We start from the raw sequence: 16,509 nt of genomic DNA on the forward strand, positions 1-16,509 counted from the left end.
TCGAAATCTGTCGTTACACGCGGCCCCAGACTTCGTCCGGCCGCCCAGTGAAGCGGTATTTCAAGCCCAGCGCCTTGTAATGGCGGTAAGCCGCCGAGCTGCAGGTCAGCAATGCTCGACCGGCCTCGATCTGAGCCGGATTGTTGAACCTCAGCATCACGCTTCTATCTTTCAACTCATAACGACGTACGTATTGTTCGCCGCGGCTGTTGGTGACTGTTCTCGCAACATAAAAGTTGTTCTTGACCAGCTCGAGCACCTTACGCGCTGCAGCCGCTTGTATTTCACGCCGGATGCACTCATTGCAGGCGTGGACCAGCTTGGGACCGACCTTTTTCACCGTTTCCCTTGGCACCAGCAGGTCGGAGTTCGGTGCCGCCGGATCCCAAAGATCCCCGCCGATACGGATAATGTCGTAAAACGGGTGCCCGATGGATTTAGCCTTCAGGGTCCGGGTGACATTCAACTGCAGCTCGACGATATGTCCGCGACCACCACCTATATCCATCCACAGGAAAAATTTGATATCCCGATAACCCTGATCGGTCGGCCCCATCCCCCCTCTGATCGCGGGACGGTACCGGTTTTTCAACGCCCCTCGTTGCGCAGCAGCTGTGAAGCTCTGGAACTCCGGCTGATCACGTATGTAATCGCGTGCGGCATACATGTCTTCAAATGATTTGAACTCCAGCGTGGCACGGGCGATATCCTTGAGTTGCTCGACCTCTTTGCGCGGAAATTGCCGGGTCAGCTTGGCCTTGGCCGTTGCACGAGCTTTCAGCGGAGCCGTTTTAATAGACGCAGCGCCGGAAAAGTTCTTGGAAACACGTGACATGAATTTTCTGAGCATACGGTCGCCCGCCACGGCATCGCCGTATAGCTCGTCCAACTGCCGTTCAACCTGATAATCAATCGCCTCCGCTGCCGCATCGTTATCATCCAGCGAGAGGGTCAAATGCGCTGTGTTGATCTGGTTTCGTGTTCTGATCGGTTGTCGAAGCTGTCTAGTACCCGGCATTGTTACAGTTCCTATTGTTCAATTCTTAATGCACGCCGCGCGTTTCACGTTCGGGCTGGCGCTTTTTGCAACTCAATCCATTGCCCCTCGCGCCGCGCCCAAACAGCCCAGTCGCGGACCCCGTTAGCCACCAATCATGACCGTCGGACAACCGGCGACGATGACACCGCCATGGGAGGTGGTATCACCCATTCGCGCCGCCGGTTTCTTGCCAATCAATACCGTGGCGCTGCCCTTGACGATGCTGTCCGGTGGCCCAACGCAGGTACAAAGCTCCCCGATGCACGCAGCCGGCATTTTGCCGATCAACACCTGCAAATTGCCCGGCCCGGAAATCGGCCCACCGACATGCGGCACCGTCCCCGTTACCAACGCACAGGTATGCATATCCGTCGATCGTGCTGCACAGGGCATAGCCTTTTCTCCCTATCCGTTTTTTGCCGCCTGCCCGGAACCGCCTTGAGCCAGGTCCAGCGCCATGGCAACCGCCCGCCGATTAAATTCATCAGAACCCCGCCATTCCGGAATCACCGCCGCGGTATTGATCGCCCCGGCGGCCGCCTTGGCATAGAGGAACTCCGGCGGCAGCACCACCGGTTGACCCGGCTCGCCCAGGCTGCCACTGCCATTCCAGAACACCGCCTGCGCCAGCCAGCCGGGTGCGCACTTGTGCCCCAAAGTCTCGGCCTGCTGCTCGGCCAGCCGACGCTTGGCTTCATCCGGATGCTGCACCCAGCGTTTGCAGTCGGCGATCACCCTCTGCTGTTCGGCTGTCCAGTCGGACATCCGCTGTTCCAGCGCCAGGCAGGCCCACCAGATCGTTTCGCGCATCGGCAGCGCATGACAGAGAAAGCCGACCAGATCGATATAAAGGTCGTTCGCCTGTAGCGCCTCGATCACCTGCAGCGGCGCCATCTCGCCGGAAACGACGGTCGCAGCCTCTTCCGACAGTTCGAAACGCTGCAGAACCGGCTGACTTTGCGGGTAAGGGATTTTCTTCAGCATCAGTTGATCATCACTATCGAGCCTTTAACCGTGGTACTGCCACTGGAGTTGATCTCCGCCGTGGCCGAGCCTTTCACCGTCGCCCCCACACTGCCCTTCAGCTCCGCATTCAAACCCGACGCTGCCAGGTCCGAGGTGGCTTTCAAACTCATCGAAGAACTGGATTTCAGGCTCATCGCACTGCTGGATTTGAGATCCACGGAGCCACCGGAGAGCGCTATGTCGCCACCATCCAGCTCGATTTTGGAACTGCCCGACAAACTGATGGTTTCACTCTCAATCTCGATCTTGGAGTCGGTCATCTTCAGCTTGCTGCCGCCGACCACCAGCTCCAGACTATCGCTGGCTTCCAGCTTGATCGTCTTACCCTTGCCCGAAATCGCTTCGGTGGCGGTCAGGCTGTAGTCTTTCTCGGTAGTAAGAGTGATATTTTCCTTGGTTTCCAGGCTGTAGTTCTTCTCGCCCTTGACGCTGATATCCTTGGTGACGGCGATGCGTTTCTCAGCCGTCACCTTCTCATCGGCGTCATTCTCCACCTCGATCAGCAGGTCCTTGGCAGCGTGCAGATAGAGCTGCTCATTGTCCTTCTTGTCGTCGAAGCGCAGTTCGTTCGACTGCCCTTTCAGCTGGGTCTTGATACCGGACTGGGTGGTATCGGCCGTCGGATAGGGCGGCTTGTGCTTGCTGTTGTACAGACTACCGGTGACCAGCGGTTGATCCGGGTCGCCATCCAGGAAACTGACCAACACCTCCTGGCCCGCGCGGGGGATAAACTGCAAGCCATAGCCGTTGCCGGCCATCGACTGTGCCACCCGGACGTAGCAACTGGTCTTGTCGCCACTGGCTTCGGTATCCCAGTGAAACTGGATACGGATCCGCCCCTCGGCGTCCGATGCCGGCTCGGCATCGGTCTTGCCGGCTACGACCGCGCTCTGCATGCCGTAGACACGCGGCTTCTCCAGCCGTGCCGGATAGTAGAGATGATCCTGCGGGGTGCAGGTGAAGGTGCAGTACTGGCCAAATGCATTCCCTTTCTCAACCACGAATTCCTGTTCGAGCGCGACCACCAGGTAGTCGCCCAGCTGACTGCTATCATGATGCGCCGCCAATTCCAGGTAGCGGGCTACCGCCAGTTCGGCGCTGTTGGTCTGGCCATCCACCAGGTGGTATTCCGAATCCAGCTGTGCGCGCTGGGTTTCGACCAACGGCTTGGCCAGATCATCAATGGCGCCGCTAATGCTGGCCGCCGGGTAACGATAATCGGCTAGCTTGGTATTAGAAGATAGCTTGTATTTGGACGACTTGCTTTTACTGCTGACCAGCTTGCTTTGACTGTAATCGTAACCGGCCAGCTCCAGCGTAGCGGCGTGAAACTTATGTCGCGGCGCCCAATTCTCGATGACTTCATAATTGCCGGAGGGCGAGTTGCAGTCGTCCAGCGAACACTTGCCGGTCGTTGCAAAAGGCTTGGCCGCATCATGCAGAATCAGCGTATTGGACTCGTCATCCACGCCGAAGTGGTAATGCACCCCCTCTTCGGCCAGCAAGCGACTGACAAACTCCAGGTCTGTCTCGTTGAACTGCAGGCAGTACTCGCGCTTGGTGGAGGGCATATCATCGACTTTGTACTGCCCTTTGAACCCCAGCTCATCGAAAATAGAGGTGACAATCTCCTTGGTGGACTGCTCCTGAAACACACGATAATTACGGCTATAGGCCAACAGTGCCAGCCAGGGCTGAATTCTCAGACGGAAAACGGAATAGCGCTGCGGATCATCCGACAGCAGCGTCTGCACACCGGTGACCACACCCTTGAATGAGCGATCTGCGGAGCGCCCGGTACCGGGCGTACTGAAGACATCACAGGTCAGGGTTTCACCAAGCCAGGAGGACGCCTCGACATCGACACATTGAACATCGGCCTCCAATTCAGCCAATTGCGACAGCGCTGACCAATACTTCAGCCGCACCAGCACATAGCTATTTCCCTTGGTGTCACTAACCACCAGGTTACTGCTCTGTGGATCAACCAGTATCCCCATTAACAGTTCCCTTTTTCCCCAGACATCATTGTTATCGGTATCCCTGGCCACATCCGGATGTCGACCGCTGTCGCTGCCGATATCACGTAGTAGAGCATCAACTTAAGGAGTATACCCACCCCCAGTTAACAAAATCAGCCAAAAAATGTCATTCAATTGTTTCATATAATTTAACAATTAGACAATTGTTTAAACACTCTGAATGACTCGCTGTACTTTCACTCCACTAAAGCCTGGAACCAAGCCTGAAATAAGCGAAAATCCGGCTGCGAACAGCCTTGTCGCTCGAACCTAAACCACCAAACAAAGCGCTCACATATACAACAATTCCTACCAAATGTAACAACAAGACAACCTGACGGTAACATTCTATAAAACCTTCAAAGACTCTAAATTAGAGCTATCTTAAACAAGTACTCTTGAGTGGAATTACCTTAATCAGAAGTGCGCTGCTATGTTATCCTGCCAAAACCTAGCTGATGACCAAGCAGCTGGTTCCGGTGAATCCACACTTGATGCCATTGCAACGGTCAAGCGCCCGTTTGATTGAGCGTTAATAGCGATGACGGCTTAGTTGATCCGGCGAAAAGTGATTAAAAACCATTCGAACGGCGATAGCGTGCAGCCAAGTACCAAGCTACGGGTTGATATCTGCACTCAATATGACGACTGCAATACCTGGGTTTAATCGAAGGGCCCCCGATGAAAGCATTTCTTGAAGTACACCTGAAGCTGGTCATGACCATCTGGATCATTCTGGTCAGCGTCCTGGGGCTGTTGTACCTGATGAACTACATGAAGTTCACCAGCCTGATGTCGACGGTGGTCTCCTCGCAACTACAGGTGATGTCAACATCGCTTGAACGCTCTATCATCCGGGCCGAACAGCTTGGCCTGCCGCTGAGCGAAATGGACAACCTGCCCGAACTGATGCAGCGGGCCAAGGGACGTGACGAGCAGGTCTCGGCACTTTACGTGATCGATCCTCAGGGCAAAGTACTGTTCGCCACCGACAGCAAGAGCCTCCCCCGGGAACATTCAGCACAGATTTTGCGCCGGGCCCTTAAAGGCGACGAACCCTTCTGGTCGCTGGAGGAGACAGACACGCTCTATAGCGGCCTGCAATTGTTTGACGGCACCGAGCAGTTGATGGGCGGCATTGTCATCGCCTATGACAAGTCCAGCTACGGCAGCGTACTGGCGCAGGTGAAACTGCACCTGCTGGAGATGACGGTGATGATCTTCGGCGGTTTTGCCGTGTTGATCTTCATCGCGGTTCGGTTCGGCTTCGGTGACGTCAACGATGTGTTCAAGCTGATCTCGTCACAGCTGCCGAAGGAAAAGAACCACCCCTCCCCGCCGCAACCACAGCTCAAGCCGGGCTCCATGGCGTTCCGCTTCGCCGAACAGATCGACCAGAGCAACCGGATCAAGAAGCAACTGAACCAGGAGCTGGATGCGATGACCAGCGAGGTGAAACACCCCTCCCCGGCAGCCGATCAGCAGGCCGAACTCGATAAGAAGAGCACCATCCATGACTAAGCGCAGCGAGGGCCTGACCGGCTTTATCAACCGCCGGTTGTTTCTGACCACTCTACTCAGCACCCTGCTGGCATCCATCATCAGCGCGGTCTATACGCTGACTGAATTCAATATTGCGCTGAAGCCCCGCCTGCTACAGAAAGCGGAAGCGGTCGCCGAAGTGGTTCGCGAGGATATTGAGCTGGCAGTCAAGGTGGGGGTTCCGTTCGACCGGATCAAGGGGATGGACCTCTATCTCGAGGAGACCGCGGCAAAATATCCGGAGCTGGTTTACGTCCTGGTCACCACTCAAGCCGGCGATATCCTCTACCGCGGCGGCAATTCGGCAAACGCCCAGACGCTGACCCGCGAACCGGACCAGCAGCTGCGTTCGGACTTGGCACTGCAGGCCAGCTTTTTCAACCGGCTGATCGAGGGGGGCCAGGACCTGATGCGCCTGCTGCCGCTGGGCGACCAGGCCGGTAACGAAGCCGAAAACCTGTACCTGCCACTGACCGACGGCGGCAACAGCTATGGCGCGGTCCAGGTCGGCCTGGATACCGGCTATATCCGAACCCAGCTGACCGACGTGTTCTTCGATATCGCCATCGTGCTGGTGGCGGTCCTGCTGGTGTCCTTCGAAGTGGTGATGGTGTTGGTGATGTTTTACGTCTCCGGCCCGCTGCAACGCTCGGAAAGCATTCTGCAACGACAAGCCGGCGGGGATTTCTCGGTCAATGACAACCTGGCCGGCAAAGGTTCCATCGGCTCGTTCATCGGCCAGCTCAACAAAGACTCTCAACAGTTGCAGCAGCGCTTCCGCGCGGCACTGGATCAGGCCACCAATGGCCGTAGTGATATCATCTCCGAACCGGACGATATTCCGCAGAACGACAAGCGTGGGCTCGGCAGTCGGCTGCGCAAGCTGGCCGACCAGTTTAACCTGCTGAAGGTATTGCGCGATAAACAGGGCAGCATCACCGACGCCCGCATACCGCTGTTCGTATTCGCCTTCGCCGAAGAGCTGCAGAAATCCTTCATGCCGCTGTTCGTGGCCGAATACTACGAACCCAACCCCTGGTTCGACAAGGACATCATGGTCGGCCTGCCGATCTCGGTGTTCATGTTCGTGATCGCCGCCGCCACCCCCTTTGCCGGTGGCTGGGTCGATCGCTGGGGCAACAAACGGCTGTTCTTCTGGGGGCTGATTCCCGCCCTGGCGGGCTACCTGGGCTGCGCCCTGGCCGCCAGCGTCTATGAGATCATCTTCTGGCGCGGTGTCACCGCCTTCGGTTACGCGATCATCACCATCAGCTGCCAGGGCTATATCGCCGCCATCGTCACCTCGGAGAACCGTGCCAAGGGGATGGCGGTATTTGTCGGCGTGTTGATGACCGCCACCATGTGCGGCACCGCGCTGGGCGGCATTATCGCCGACCGGATCGGCTACCAGCCGGTGTTCCTGCTGTCGGCGGCGCTGGCCAGCTTCGCCGGCCTGCTGGCCTGGCTGATGCTGTCGGATGACGTCGACAAGAAAAGCAAGAAAGCCGCCGCTGCCGAGAAAGGCAGCGCACTGGCCCTGGTCCGCAATATTCGCTTTGTCTGCATCGTGTTGTTCTGCGCCATCCCGGCCAAGATCATCCTGACCGGCTTCCTCTACTACCTGGTGCCGCTGTACCTGGTATCGCTGGACGCCAGCCAGTCGGAGATCGGCCGGATCATGATGGTCTACTCGCTGATCATCATCCCGCTGGGCCCGCTCGCCTCGCGGCTGGCCGACCGCAGCGGCCAGATGGTGGAGCTGGTTATCCTGGGCACCGTGCTGTCCGGTGCGATACTGATCTCGCTGTACGGCGAAGCCTCGGTCATGACCATGCTGCTGGCGGTGGCGATGATGGGTGCCGCCCACTCGATTCTCAAGGCGCCGCTGATCGCCGCGGCGATGGAAGCCGCCGAGGCCACGCCGGAGGTCGGCCGCACCGCCGCGCTGGGTATCTTGCGCACTTCCGAGCGGATCGGCAGCGTGCTGGGCCCGGTGATGGTGGCAAGCCTGCTGGCGGTTTACGACTACGGCAAGGCGATGGCGATCATCGGCACCGGCATCGTCATCGCCGGTATCGTGATGGGCATCTACCTGAAAGTGGCAGCCAAGAAGGAAGCGCTTGCACAATGAAACTCAAGCTACTGATTACCGCCATCCTGCTGTCGCTCAGCCTGTCCGCCAGCGCGGCATTTTCCGAGGCCCAGCCAGCCCGCATCTACATGGTTCTTTGGCGCGGCTGCGAAGAGGCCTGCCAGGGCTTCAAGCAATACCTGCAAGACAAAAAACTGCCGGCGCAACTGATCCTGCGTGATGCCGGACGTGACAAAAGCAAACTGGCCGGTTTCCTGGCCGAGGCCCGTGAGATGAAGCCCGATCTGGTGGTCACCTGGGGCACCTCGGTGAGCAAGGCGATCATCGGCCCGATCAAGGACGGCAGCAACCAGAGCCAACTGGGCGACATCCCGGCGATGTTCATGGTGGTGGCCGATCCGGTCAGCGCCGGCATCGTCAAGTCGTATGAACAGAGCGGCCGGCCGCTGGTCACCGGTATCCGCAACCGGGTGCCGGAAGAGGTGCAGATCCGCGCCATGCAGGACTACATGGACGCCAAACGGATCGGGGTGATTTACAGCCCCTCCGAGCTGAACTCGGTGTTGAATACCGAACAGTTGCAAACCCTGTCCGAGACCATGGGCTTCGAGCTGGTCACGCGCACCTATGCGGTGGACGAGAAGGGCAACCCGCTGGATGGCCAGCTGCCGGGCCTGATGAAACAGATGACGGCTGAGCGGGTCGATGTGATCTACGTCGGCTCCAGCTCCTACAACCGCCAGCAGCGCGACGAGTTCACCCAGGCCGCCGCCGACCAGGGGCTGCCGGTTGCCAGCGCCTACGAGGCGATGGTCACCAAATCCCAGGGGCTGCTGGCGGTTGCCAACCGCTACTACAACGTCGGCCGCCTGGCCGCCAGCCAAGCCGAGAAAGTACTGTTCGACGGCAAACAACCCGGCTCGCTACCGATCTCCGCCTTGAGCCGCTTCTCGGTGTTCATCAATATCGATGTGGCTCGCAAGCTGGAACTGTTTCCACCGATACAGTTGCTGCGCTTCGCGGAACTGGTTGGCACGGAGCCAAGCCAGTAACGTCGCCGACCACACCGCTATTCGACAAAAAGCCCGCCCCTTCTATCACAGGGGCGGGCTTTTTCAATATTAGCTGAACCCTCAGAGCAGGGAATCACCATGATAGCGGTAGATTGGCACCTCCAGTCCCTCGTTCTGACCAAACATACCAAACACGGCGAAACTGCCACGGCTGCGTGCTTCAAGGGTCATCGCCATCAACTTGGCCGACTGGCGGGTATCGACCACCACATCCCCTGCCGCGAAGGTGCGTTGCTGTTTATCCAGCGATACGTCGAAGGTGTAGCGATGGATATTCTGATAGACCTTGCCCGCTTGCTTGAAGTTGCTTCCCGTCTGCACCTCGACCTCCAGCGTGACGTCCTGCTTGAGCCGCTGGTAGCCCACACCGATCCGCTCCAGTGTCTCGATGACCCGGCGCTGGCTTGACGGAATGATGTAGTAACGCGGCACCTGTTCCTCGAACACTGGTTTCCCGTCCCGGCGGTTCACGAAATCGACCTCGAAGGTCTCAATCCGACCGGTCTCTCCGTTGGCAAGCCGATAGCTGGATTTCTGATAGATCCCTTTCCGTTCCAGCTGCCACACCGACAGCGCCCGGTTGTAAGCGCGGCTGTCGTTGATCAGCGCCAGGGTCTTATCGGCATTTTCGTGCGCTGTTTGTAGCACCGCCTGCAGGGCGAGATATTGGGCGTAGGTGCGGCGCTCCAGGTTCTGCTCCTTCAAGCCTATACCGCGGCCTTCGAACAGCAGCGATATACGCCCCGGCATCCCCATGAAATTCTTGGCGCTGCCAAACGAGGTGCCCGACTCCTTCACCTTGATCCCCTTACCCCCCTCATTGATGATGCGGTATTCACTGTGGCGCAACCCATGGGCTTCAAGCTGTCGCTCGATATTCCCCTGGTAGAGGCCGGTAGATAATGCGGTCAACCTGGGATCGATATTGGGCTCGTTGGCACTGGCAGTCAGCATGTCATAGGGAATGCTCTTCGGGCCCAACCGCCCCCAAACGGTAAATTCGTGCATATCGATGAAAATATGCGGATCGAACGCGTTGACCTCCGCCAGAATGGCGCGGGTCTCGACACCATTGGACAGCACGTAGTCTCGATTGATATCGATTTCGGATGAAGTCCGCCGCCGGTCGACACTGGCACCGTCCGGGTTCGATACCGGCACCACCACAACTTCGATCTTATCCAGCAAGCCGGTGAGTTCACCCTGGGCCAGCTCGTGAATGGCCTGCAGCGCCCCTTCGGTACCGGCCGGCTCATTGCCATGCACCCGGGCGATTACCATGATCCGCACCGGATTGCCGTTATTGGCACCTTTGAAGTGGGCTTTCCAGATCTCCCGGCCCTGCTCGCTGTTACCAATAGAGTCGATGGTAACCCGCGAATTCCCCCGGTAGTTTTTCAGAAACCCGGCCACTTCCTCGTATTCCGTAAACCGCTTTTCGGCACTGCCCGGCGTTATCGCCGTCCAGTTCGGCACCTGAAACAGGTTTTCGGTCAGAATAGCCGGATCTTGCTGCGCCATTGCGCTTCCGGTCGAGATCATCAGTGCCAGCACAGCTGAATGTAGTCGTTTTTTATTATACATATGGCTTTCTCTCAACATTTATAAGGAAATCCCCAGCAGGGCACTCGTCACTCATTCCTGCGAAATCAACGTATAATAAACAGTGCTCGCCAGCTATTGCTTATTAAACATCGCAAAATACCAAAAATGCATAGTTTTCTTTCAACTGTAAAAGCACCTTCATTTTTATCAATTCACTTACCTGCAAAACACAGAAAGACTAATACGGCATTTACGTTCAAGAACGCAACACTTATGAAATCTTTGATTAATAGACGGACTGATTCTGCTCAGCCAGAGGAATAGATTTATTTCACTATCGACAGGGCTTGAATAAACACTTACCCAGCAAGGAAAGGAGGCTTCGGCTTAGGGTACCTGCAAATTAGTCCCTTATGTTCTCTGCTAGCTCTAGAACGGCCAGATGCGCGAAAGGCAGCGCAGCGGAATGATGCGTTCTTTCCAAGCTGCCTGACAATGGACGCGGTATCAACCCAAGGCAACCTTCTGTCAAAGGCACGCTGGTTGCGACGCCAGCCCGACATGAACAATTTCCTCGGCCAGCAGCTGAGATGCATCATATACGGGCAGACCAATCTTCAGTTCGGCCGCCACGACGGATAGTTCCGTACAGGCGATGATCAGGCACTCGGCCCCTTGTGCCTTGAGGTTTTCTGCCGCAAGTTTGAATGCGGCCAACGCTGCCGCATCATGGCGGCCCGCTTTCACCTTGCGGATCAGCGCCATCAACTCATCCTGAGCATAAGGCTGCGGAAACAGGGTCTTCACATCACGAACCGCGAAGAAGCGGTGATACAAACCGACCATCAACACAGCGGTCGATGCCAACACCCCCGCCCTCCTGATATGGGGGATCTCGGCACACACCCGATCCACCGTCAACTCGACCATATTCAATACCGGGATACTGACCGCATCAACCACATCCTGATAATAGTGATGGGCAGTATTACAGGGAATCACCAGAAAATCGGCGCCATAACGCTGCAAACGTCGCCCCATCTCTGCCATACAGGGCCCCGGGCTTTCACCCGTTTTCTCAATCAGCGCCTTGATCCGTGAGGGCACCTTGGGATTGTTGTCCACGATCATTCTCAGATGGTCGGCGTCATCAGCCGCCGGGGTGGCGGCAATCACCCGGTTCATCAGATCCACCGTCGCTTCAGGCCCCATACCGCCAATGATACCCACTATTTTTTCCGCCATAGACTCCTCGCCTCTCCCCACTGCCAGAACGCTACCCGCTAGACCTCGAAATGCTTCAGCACATCACTCTGCTCAGCGGTCAGTTTGACCATCAGATCACAGCGCCGGGATTGCTGCAGCGCCACCTCTGACACCGACTGACTGATATCGCGGATGTTGGTCGTATTGCGATCGACCTCCCCTGCGGTGGCGCTCTGCTGTTCGGCGGCGGCCGCGATCTGCAGGTTGATCTGGGTGATCTGGCCGATACTGCCACGGATGTTGGTCAACGCGCTGTCCGCTTCGTTGGCCGCCCCTCTGAGTTCGGTCGCCCGCTGGCAATTGCTGCTGATGGTCTGCTCCGCCTTGCGCACGCCGGACTGCAACTGGTCGATCATCTTCTGAATTTCATCGGTCGATTGCTGAGTACGCGACGCCAGCCCACGTACCTCATCCGCGACGACGGCAAAGCCTCGCCCCTGCTCACCGGCGCGAGCCGCTTCAATCGCCGCATTGAGCGCCAGCAGATTGGTCTGTTCGGCAATATCGGTAATCACCTGCAGCACCGATTCGATCTCATTGCTGTAGCGCGCCAACTCGTTCACCGAGGCCACCGCCTGCTCCATTTCGGTAACCAGCCGCTCGACCGACTCTGCGGTACCCGATACCAGGCTGGCGCCATGTTCCGCTTCTTGGTCTGCCGCGCCGGCGGCTTCGGCGGCGCCCTGGGCGTTGGCCGCGATCTCCTGCGCACTGGCCGCCATCTCGGTCATTGCAGCGGCCAACTGATCCAGTTCAAGCAGCTGCTGGTTAAGGTTTTGCGCTGAATCCGATGCCGATTCCGATGTCTGTTCCACCTGGCCACGAATACTCGCTGAGCTCTGCTTGACGTCTCGGATCAGGGACTGAAGGTGGGCGATGAAATGGTTAAATTCACTGGATACTTTACCAAACTCATCCGCCGAGCGGATCTCAATCCGCTTGGTCAGATCTCCTTCACCGGCGTTGATTTCACTCAACGATTCGCCAAGGTTCTGCAACGGGCGAAGCAGGCGGCCCATAGCCAGCATCAGTACCAGCGAACAGAGCAGCGCACTGATCAGGCAGGCACAGATCGCCACCCAGCCAAAGGTTGTCGCCTCGGCCATCACCCGCTCTTTATCCAGTACCACGCCGATCAGCCAGTTTTTGCCGCGCAGTTTTTCAAGCGGAGTAAACTTCGTAAATATGCGGGTTTCGCCGATACTCAGCTCCTGCAGTTCGGCAGTTAACCGCGGCTGTTCGCTGACGTAAAGTTCAGAGATCGGCTTGCCGTTCAGCTTCGAATCCGGATGGCTGATGATCTTGCCGTTGGCATCGAGCAGGTAAGCGTAACCGCTGCCGTGAAAGTCCAGTTTGTTGACCGCTGCGGAGATGGTTTCCAGGGTGATATCACCACCGAAAGCCCCCTGGAATTCCCCCTTGTCATAGAAATTGGCAACCACCGAGATCAACAGCTTGCCGCTGGAAAATGCGGTGTAGGGCTCAGTCAGGATTGCCTGGCTGTTCGCCTTGGCCTGCGGATACCAGGGACGCTTGCGGGCATCCCAATCCGCCGGGTTCTTCTTGGAATCGTTATCGATCCGCTTGCCATCCTTATCCAGGCCGCCAAAGATCAGCAGAAACTCGTCCTTGAGCACCGGCGCACTGAAGGTGCGCCGGATAGTCCCGAGGCTGAAGTCCTGATCGATAACACCCGCCATCATATCGATCAGCGCCAACTTGCCATTCAGCCAACTGGTTATTTGGTTCGCCAACACCCCGGTAGATTCATCAATCTGGTCGGATGCTTTTTCATACAGCACCTCCTTGACCGTTTGGTACTGAAGCCACGACAGAACCGAAATTGTCAGAAAGACAATAATAGAGGAAACCACTGCAACCTTATGCGATACCTTCATCGAGCATTCCCAAGCATAAACACGAGGTGATTTTGGCTGACTTTTATGTAGCGGTTGTGCCAGATTAAAACCATACGGCGCTCGACTCATAAAAAAGGGGGCATAATGCCCCCGAACATTCCCGTGAGATCGAGAAGAGTACAAACGACACTTAAGTACGGCAACTAAATTAACAACCCGTATAAATAACAGCTTTTAAAAATCATCCATTACCAATCAATAACACACCAGATAAGAAATATTAGCCCCCCCCAGATAGCATAGTGACTATACGCCCTACCAAGCAGCTGTATTAATAACGAACAATTCATCTGTTGTTTACGGATCAACTACAATGTATAAACTATAAGGTCGACAATCTAATGCCAATTATGCATGAAGCACATACTTAACGGCATAGCCAGATGCTATATTAAAAAGTTCTAGCGGGTAACAATAAACAATGGATATTAAGTGGATCGAAGACTTTCTGGCCCTGGCCGAACACGGCAGTTTTACCAAGGCTGCCGAAAGCAGATTTGTCACCCAGCCGGCCTTCAGCCGGCGTATCCGATCGCTGGAGAATTGGCTAGGTGTCGATCTGGTCGACAGAAGCTCCTTTCCGACCCGCTTGACGCCTCTCGGCGAAGACGCCGTAAGTCCAATGCGTGATTGCCTGCAAACGCTCTACAATATGCGCTCTAAAATGCAGCAGCAGTCCAAGCGCAATAACACGCTGATACTGTCAACCCAGCACTCGCTTGGCTCCACATTCATTCCCGACTGGTATATACAGATAGCCCCCTATCTGGCGGGCAGCGCCATACGGGTGAATGCCAGCAATCTGCATGATTGCATCGATTTCTTCCTGGCCGGCCAAAGCGACTTTCTACTCTGTTACCACGTCCCCAATATCTTCCCCGAACTGGAACAGCCGGAGATTGTCAGCTACCAGATCGGTACCGACCGGCTAATTCCCGTATGCAGTCCCTCGGCCGGCGAAGCCGCGGAAAACAGCGAGCAGATGCGACTGATCGGCTTCCCACCAGAATCCTTCTTTGGCCGCCTGATCCAACAGGAGTGCCTCGGCAAACTACCGGCAACACCCCGTTTTGAACTGGTCTGCGAGACCGCGTTAACGGAAGGTATAAAGGCGATGCTGCTGAAAGACCTCGGCATGTCATGGTTGCCGGTTCGATTGGTTGAGGAGGAGCTGCAGCGTGGCGATCTGGTACAGCTGAGCCAGCTACCGACCGTCGAGATGAAAATCATTCTATATCGACACAAAGTCCCCAGAACGGATGAAGTGAACGCTTTCTGGCAACAGCTGGTCGGCGCTTAATCTGCTACCAAGCCCAGACAACCGGGGCGACCACAACCAATATGCCAACCCAATCCATAAAACAGTCATCTATTTAACGGGCGGCCCACTACAGAACAAGCCTTGTAGGGCGGACACGTTTTTGTGCCGACGCGACGCTTGTTCAACTGATATAGCTAATCCGCGAAGAACTAAAAAAAACCCACATTGGGCAGGATAATGCCCGATGTGGGGACAGGGAGGGGGGAACGAGGATCATCTCCTCTTTCCCAGGAACATCCTTGTCAATTCTACGCTTGCAATGAGAAGGTCCTGAGATAGCGCGTCAATCAAACGGAATGAATTCCATTCGTTGCAAGCGCGCTATCAGTCGTAAGCCGGCAGATTAAAGGCCTGCCGGTAGCCGAACAGCGCCTGACTGCCGCCGGTATGTACGAAAACAATATTTTCACCGTCTCTAAAGTGGCCCCGGCGAACCAGATCGACCAGGCCGGCAAAGCCTTTTCCTGAATATACCGGGTCCAGCAAAATACCTTCGGTGCGCGCCAGTAGCTCGATCGCCTCCAGCGTGCTCTCGGCCGGGAAACCGTAGCCCTCGCCGATATAGTCGCAGTTGGCAACCACCTGGTCACGCTTGACCGCACCCGGAATCCCCAACAGCTCGCAGGTTTCCGATGCCAGCTTGAATACGTTCGCTTCCTGGACTTCACGCGGCGCACGCACCCCGACTCCCAGTACCGGGATCAGGCTGTTACTGCCGGCAAAACCGGTCACCAGGCCGGCCTGCGTGCCGGCGCTGCCGGTGGCATGCACCACCCGATCGATACACAGGCTGATACGGTTGGCTTGGTTGAGCAGCTCCAGCGCGCAGTTCACATAACCGAGTGCACCGACCGGGTTGGAACCACCGCCCGGAATCATATAGGGCACCTTGCCAGCGGCGCGCAGCTCATCGGCCAATCCAATCATCGCCGCATTCATGTCGGTACCGGCCGGGTACTTGCTCAACGGTGCACCGAACAGCTGGTCCAGCATCACGTTGCCGTTGTAGTTGTAATCGACGTCTTTGGCCCCGGTACGATCTTCCAGCAGGACGTGACAGGCCATGCCCATCTTGGCGGCGATAGCGGCGGTTTGGCGGGCGTGATTAGACTGTGTCGCCCCCTGAGTGATAATGGTGTCGGCCCCCTGAGCAACCGCATCGGCCATCAGGAACTCGAGCTTGCGGGTTTTATTGCCGCCACCGGCCAGGCCGGTGCAATCATCGCGTTTGATCCAGAGATTCGGACCGCCCAACTGCTTGCTCAGCCGGGTCAAGGGTTCCAGCGGTGTATCCAGGTGAGCAAAATGTAAACGTGGAAAACGAGCAAGATGCATATCGGGTACGCTCCTTGGTATACGTCTCAGCGACTTATTATTGTTTCTTACGATGGCTACGATCTTAGAAGCAACCCCCGCATCAGCTCCAATGCCGTTTTCACAACATCCGGTTAACTTTCGGCATAGCCCCAATAATTAATTGATAAAAAAGTGAAAATTTCAGCTAGCAGCGAGACCGAACCGCCGCGTATTTCAGATCGGATATCTTCTTCCGGCATATTTTCAACAGCTGAAAGCCGGCCATCGACAAAACCCGGAAGCCGCTTTTAAAGCGACCGGTGGCGGTGCCCCGCCGCCGCTACATCACCGATATATTCTCGGGAAAAC

Annotated in this window: 12 protein-coding genes; 4 read left to right on the top strand and 8 right to left on the bottom strand. The window is 56.5% G+C overall.

Features of this window, described 5'->3' with window-relative positions:
• Positions 1-13: 13 nt before the first annotated feature.
• The 4 genes from K6T12_RS10810 to K6T12_RS10825 all read right to left on the bottom strand — a co-directional run bounded on the left by K6T12_RS10810 (position 14) and on the right by K6T12_RS10825 (position 4,065).
• Positions 14-955 carry a hypothetical protein gene (locus tag K6T12_RS10810; RefSeq protein WP_222222330.1) on the bottom strand — a complete coding sequence of 314 codons (942 nt, stop codon included), beginning with the start codon at positions 953-955 and terminating at the stop codon, positions 14-16.
• Between the two features lie 186 nt (positions 956-1,141).
• Positions 1,142-1,405, bottom strand: a complete 264-nt coding sequence (locus K6T12_RS10815) for a PAAR domain-containing protein (protein WP_255611669.1) — start codon at positions 1,403-1,405, stop codon at positions 1,142-1,144.
• A 39-nt stretch (positions 1,406-1,444) separates the two neighbouring features.
• On the bottom strand, positions 1,445-2,023 hold the full coding sequence (locus tag K6T12_RS10820; RefSeq protein ID WP_222222334.1) for a DUF6931 family protein: 579 nt from the start codon (positions 2,021-2,023) through the stop codon (positions 1,445-1,447).
• Positions 2,023-4,065 (bottom strand): type VI secretion system Vgr family protein, encoded by a 2,043-nt coding sequence (locus tag K6T12_RS10825; RefSeq protein ID WP_222222336.1) that lies wholly within the window; start codon positions 4,063-4,065, stop codon positions 2,023-2,025. Before K6T12_RS10825 ends, K6T12_RS10820 begins: the two co-directional genes overlap by 1 nt.
• Before the next feature lie 702 nt (positions 4,066-4,767).
• Between K6T12_RS10825 and K6T12_RS10830 the strand changes: the two genes are divergently transcribed.
• Genes K6T12_RS10830 through K6T12_RS10840 form a run of 3 tightly spaced genes read left to right on the top strand, consistent with a single transcriptional unit; the run spans position 4,768 to position 8,772 of the window.
• A complete protein-coding gene (locus K6T12_RS10830) occupies positions 4,768-5,607 on the top strand; it encodes a PDC sensor domain-containing protein (RefSeq protein ID WP_222222338.1) in 840 nt (279 codons plus the stop codon).
• Positions 5,600-7,759 carry an MFS transporter gene (locus tag K6T12_RS10835; RefSeq protein WP_222222340.1) on the top strand — a complete coding sequence of 720 codons (2,160 nt, stop codon included), beginning with the start codon at positions 5,600-5,602 and terminating at the stop codon, positions 7,757-7,759. The genes K6T12_RS10830 and K6T12_RS10835 overlap by 8 nt, the downstream gene beginning before the upstream one ends.
• On the top strand, positions 7,756-8,772 hold the full coding sequence (locus tag K6T12_RS10840; protein WP_222222342.1) for an ABC transporter substrate-binding protein: 1,017 nt from the start codon (positions 7,756-7,758) through the stop codon (positions 8,770-8,772). Before K6T12_RS10835 ends, K6T12_RS10840 begins: the two co-directional genes overlap by 4 nt.
• Positions 8,773-8,853: 81 nt before the next feature.
• Here the strand turns inward: K6T12_RS10840 and K6T12_RS10845 are convergent, their stop codons facing one another.
• The 3 genes from K6T12_RS10845 to K6T12_RS10855 form a co-directional block, all read right to left on the bottom strand.
• The gene (locus tag K6T12_RS10845; RefSeq protein WP_222222344.1) at positions 8,854-10,314 is read right to left on the bottom strand and encodes a M14 family zinc carboxypeptidase; all 1,461 of its coding nucleotides are present in this window, start codon (positions 10,312-10,314) and stop codon (positions 8,854-8,856) included.
• Positions 10,315-10,866: 552 nt separating this feature from the next.
• Entirely contained in the window at positions 10,867-11,583 is a 717-nt protein-coding gene (locus K6T12_RS10850; RefSeq protein ID WP_222222346.1) for an aspartate/glutamate racemase family protein, read from the bottom strand.
• Positions 11,584-11,621: 38 nt separating this feature from the next.
• Positions 11,622-13,406 carry a methyl-accepting chemotaxis protein gene (locus K6T12_RS10855; RefSeq protein WP_315853596.1) on the bottom strand — a complete coding sequence of 595 codons (1,785 nt, stop codon included), beginning with the start codon at positions 13,404-13,406 and terminating at the stop codon, positions 11,622-11,624.
• Positions 13,407-13,944: 538 nt separating this feature from the next.
• Here K6T12_RS10855 and K6T12_RS10860 point away from each other — a divergent pair.
• Complete coding sequence (locus K6T12_RS10860; RefSeq protein WP_222222350.1) at positions 13,945-14,823, top strand: LysR family transcriptional regulator; 879 nt, start codon at positions 13,945-13,947, stop codon at positions 14,821-14,823.
• Between the two features lie 345 nt (positions 14,824-15,168).
• Here K6T12_RS10860 and K6T12_RS10865 read toward each other — a convergent pair whose 3' ends face one another.
• A complete protein-coding gene (locus K6T12_RS10865; RefSeq protein ID WP_222222352.1) occupies positions 15,169-16,179 on the bottom strand; it encodes a D-cysteine desulfhydrase in 1,011 nt (336 codons plus the stop codon).
• Positions 16,180-16,509: the final 330 nt, after the last annotated feature.

The organism is Marinobacterium arenosum (assembly GCF_019795155.1).
In the GTDB taxonomy this organism is placed as follows: Bacteria; Pseudomonadota; Gammaproteobacteria; order Pseudomonadales; family Balneatricaceae; genus Marinobacterium_C; species Marinobacterium_C arenosum.

Coding starts and splice junctions, on each gene's coding strand:
- K6T12_RS10815 (WP_255611669.1), bottom strand. CDS start 1,405: ATGCATACCTGTGCGTTGGTAACGGGGACGGTGCCGCATGTCGGTGGG.
- K6T12_RS10820 (WP_222222334.1), bottom strand. CDS start 2,023: ATGCTGAAGAAAATCCCTTACCCGCAAAGTCAGCCGGTTCTGCAGCGT.
- K6T12_RS10825 (WP_222222336.1), bottom strand. CDS start 4,065: ATGGGGATACTGGTTGATCCACAGAGCAGTAACCTGGTGGTTAGTGAC.
- K6T12_RS10830 (WP_222222338.1), top strand. CDS start 4,768: ATGAAAGCATTTCTTGAAGTACACCTGAAGCTGGTCATGACCATCTGG.
- K6T12_RS10835 (WP_222222340.1), top strand. CDS start 5,600: ATGACTAAGCGCAGCGAGGGCCTGACCGGCTTTATCAACCGCCGGTTG.
- K6T12_RS10840 (WP_222222342.1), top strand. CDS start 7,756: ATGAAACTCAAGCTACTGATTACCGCCATCCTGCTGTCGCTCAGCCTG.
- K6T12_RS10845 (WP_222222344.1), bottom strand. CDS start 10,314: ATGGCGCAGCAAGATCCGGCTATTCTGACCGAAAACCTGTTTCAGGTG.
- K6T12_RS10850 (WP_222222346.1), bottom strand. CDS start 11,583: ATGGCGGAAAAAATAGTGGGTATCATTGGCGGTATGGGGCCTGAAGCG.
- K6T12_RS10860 (WP_222222350.1), top strand. CDS start 13,945: ATGGATATTAAGTGGATCGAAGACTTTCTGGCCCTGGCCGAACACGGC.
- K6T12_RS10865 (WP_222222352.1), bottom strand. CDS start 16,179: ATGCATCTTGCTCGTTTTCCACGTTTACATTTTGCTCACCTGGATACA.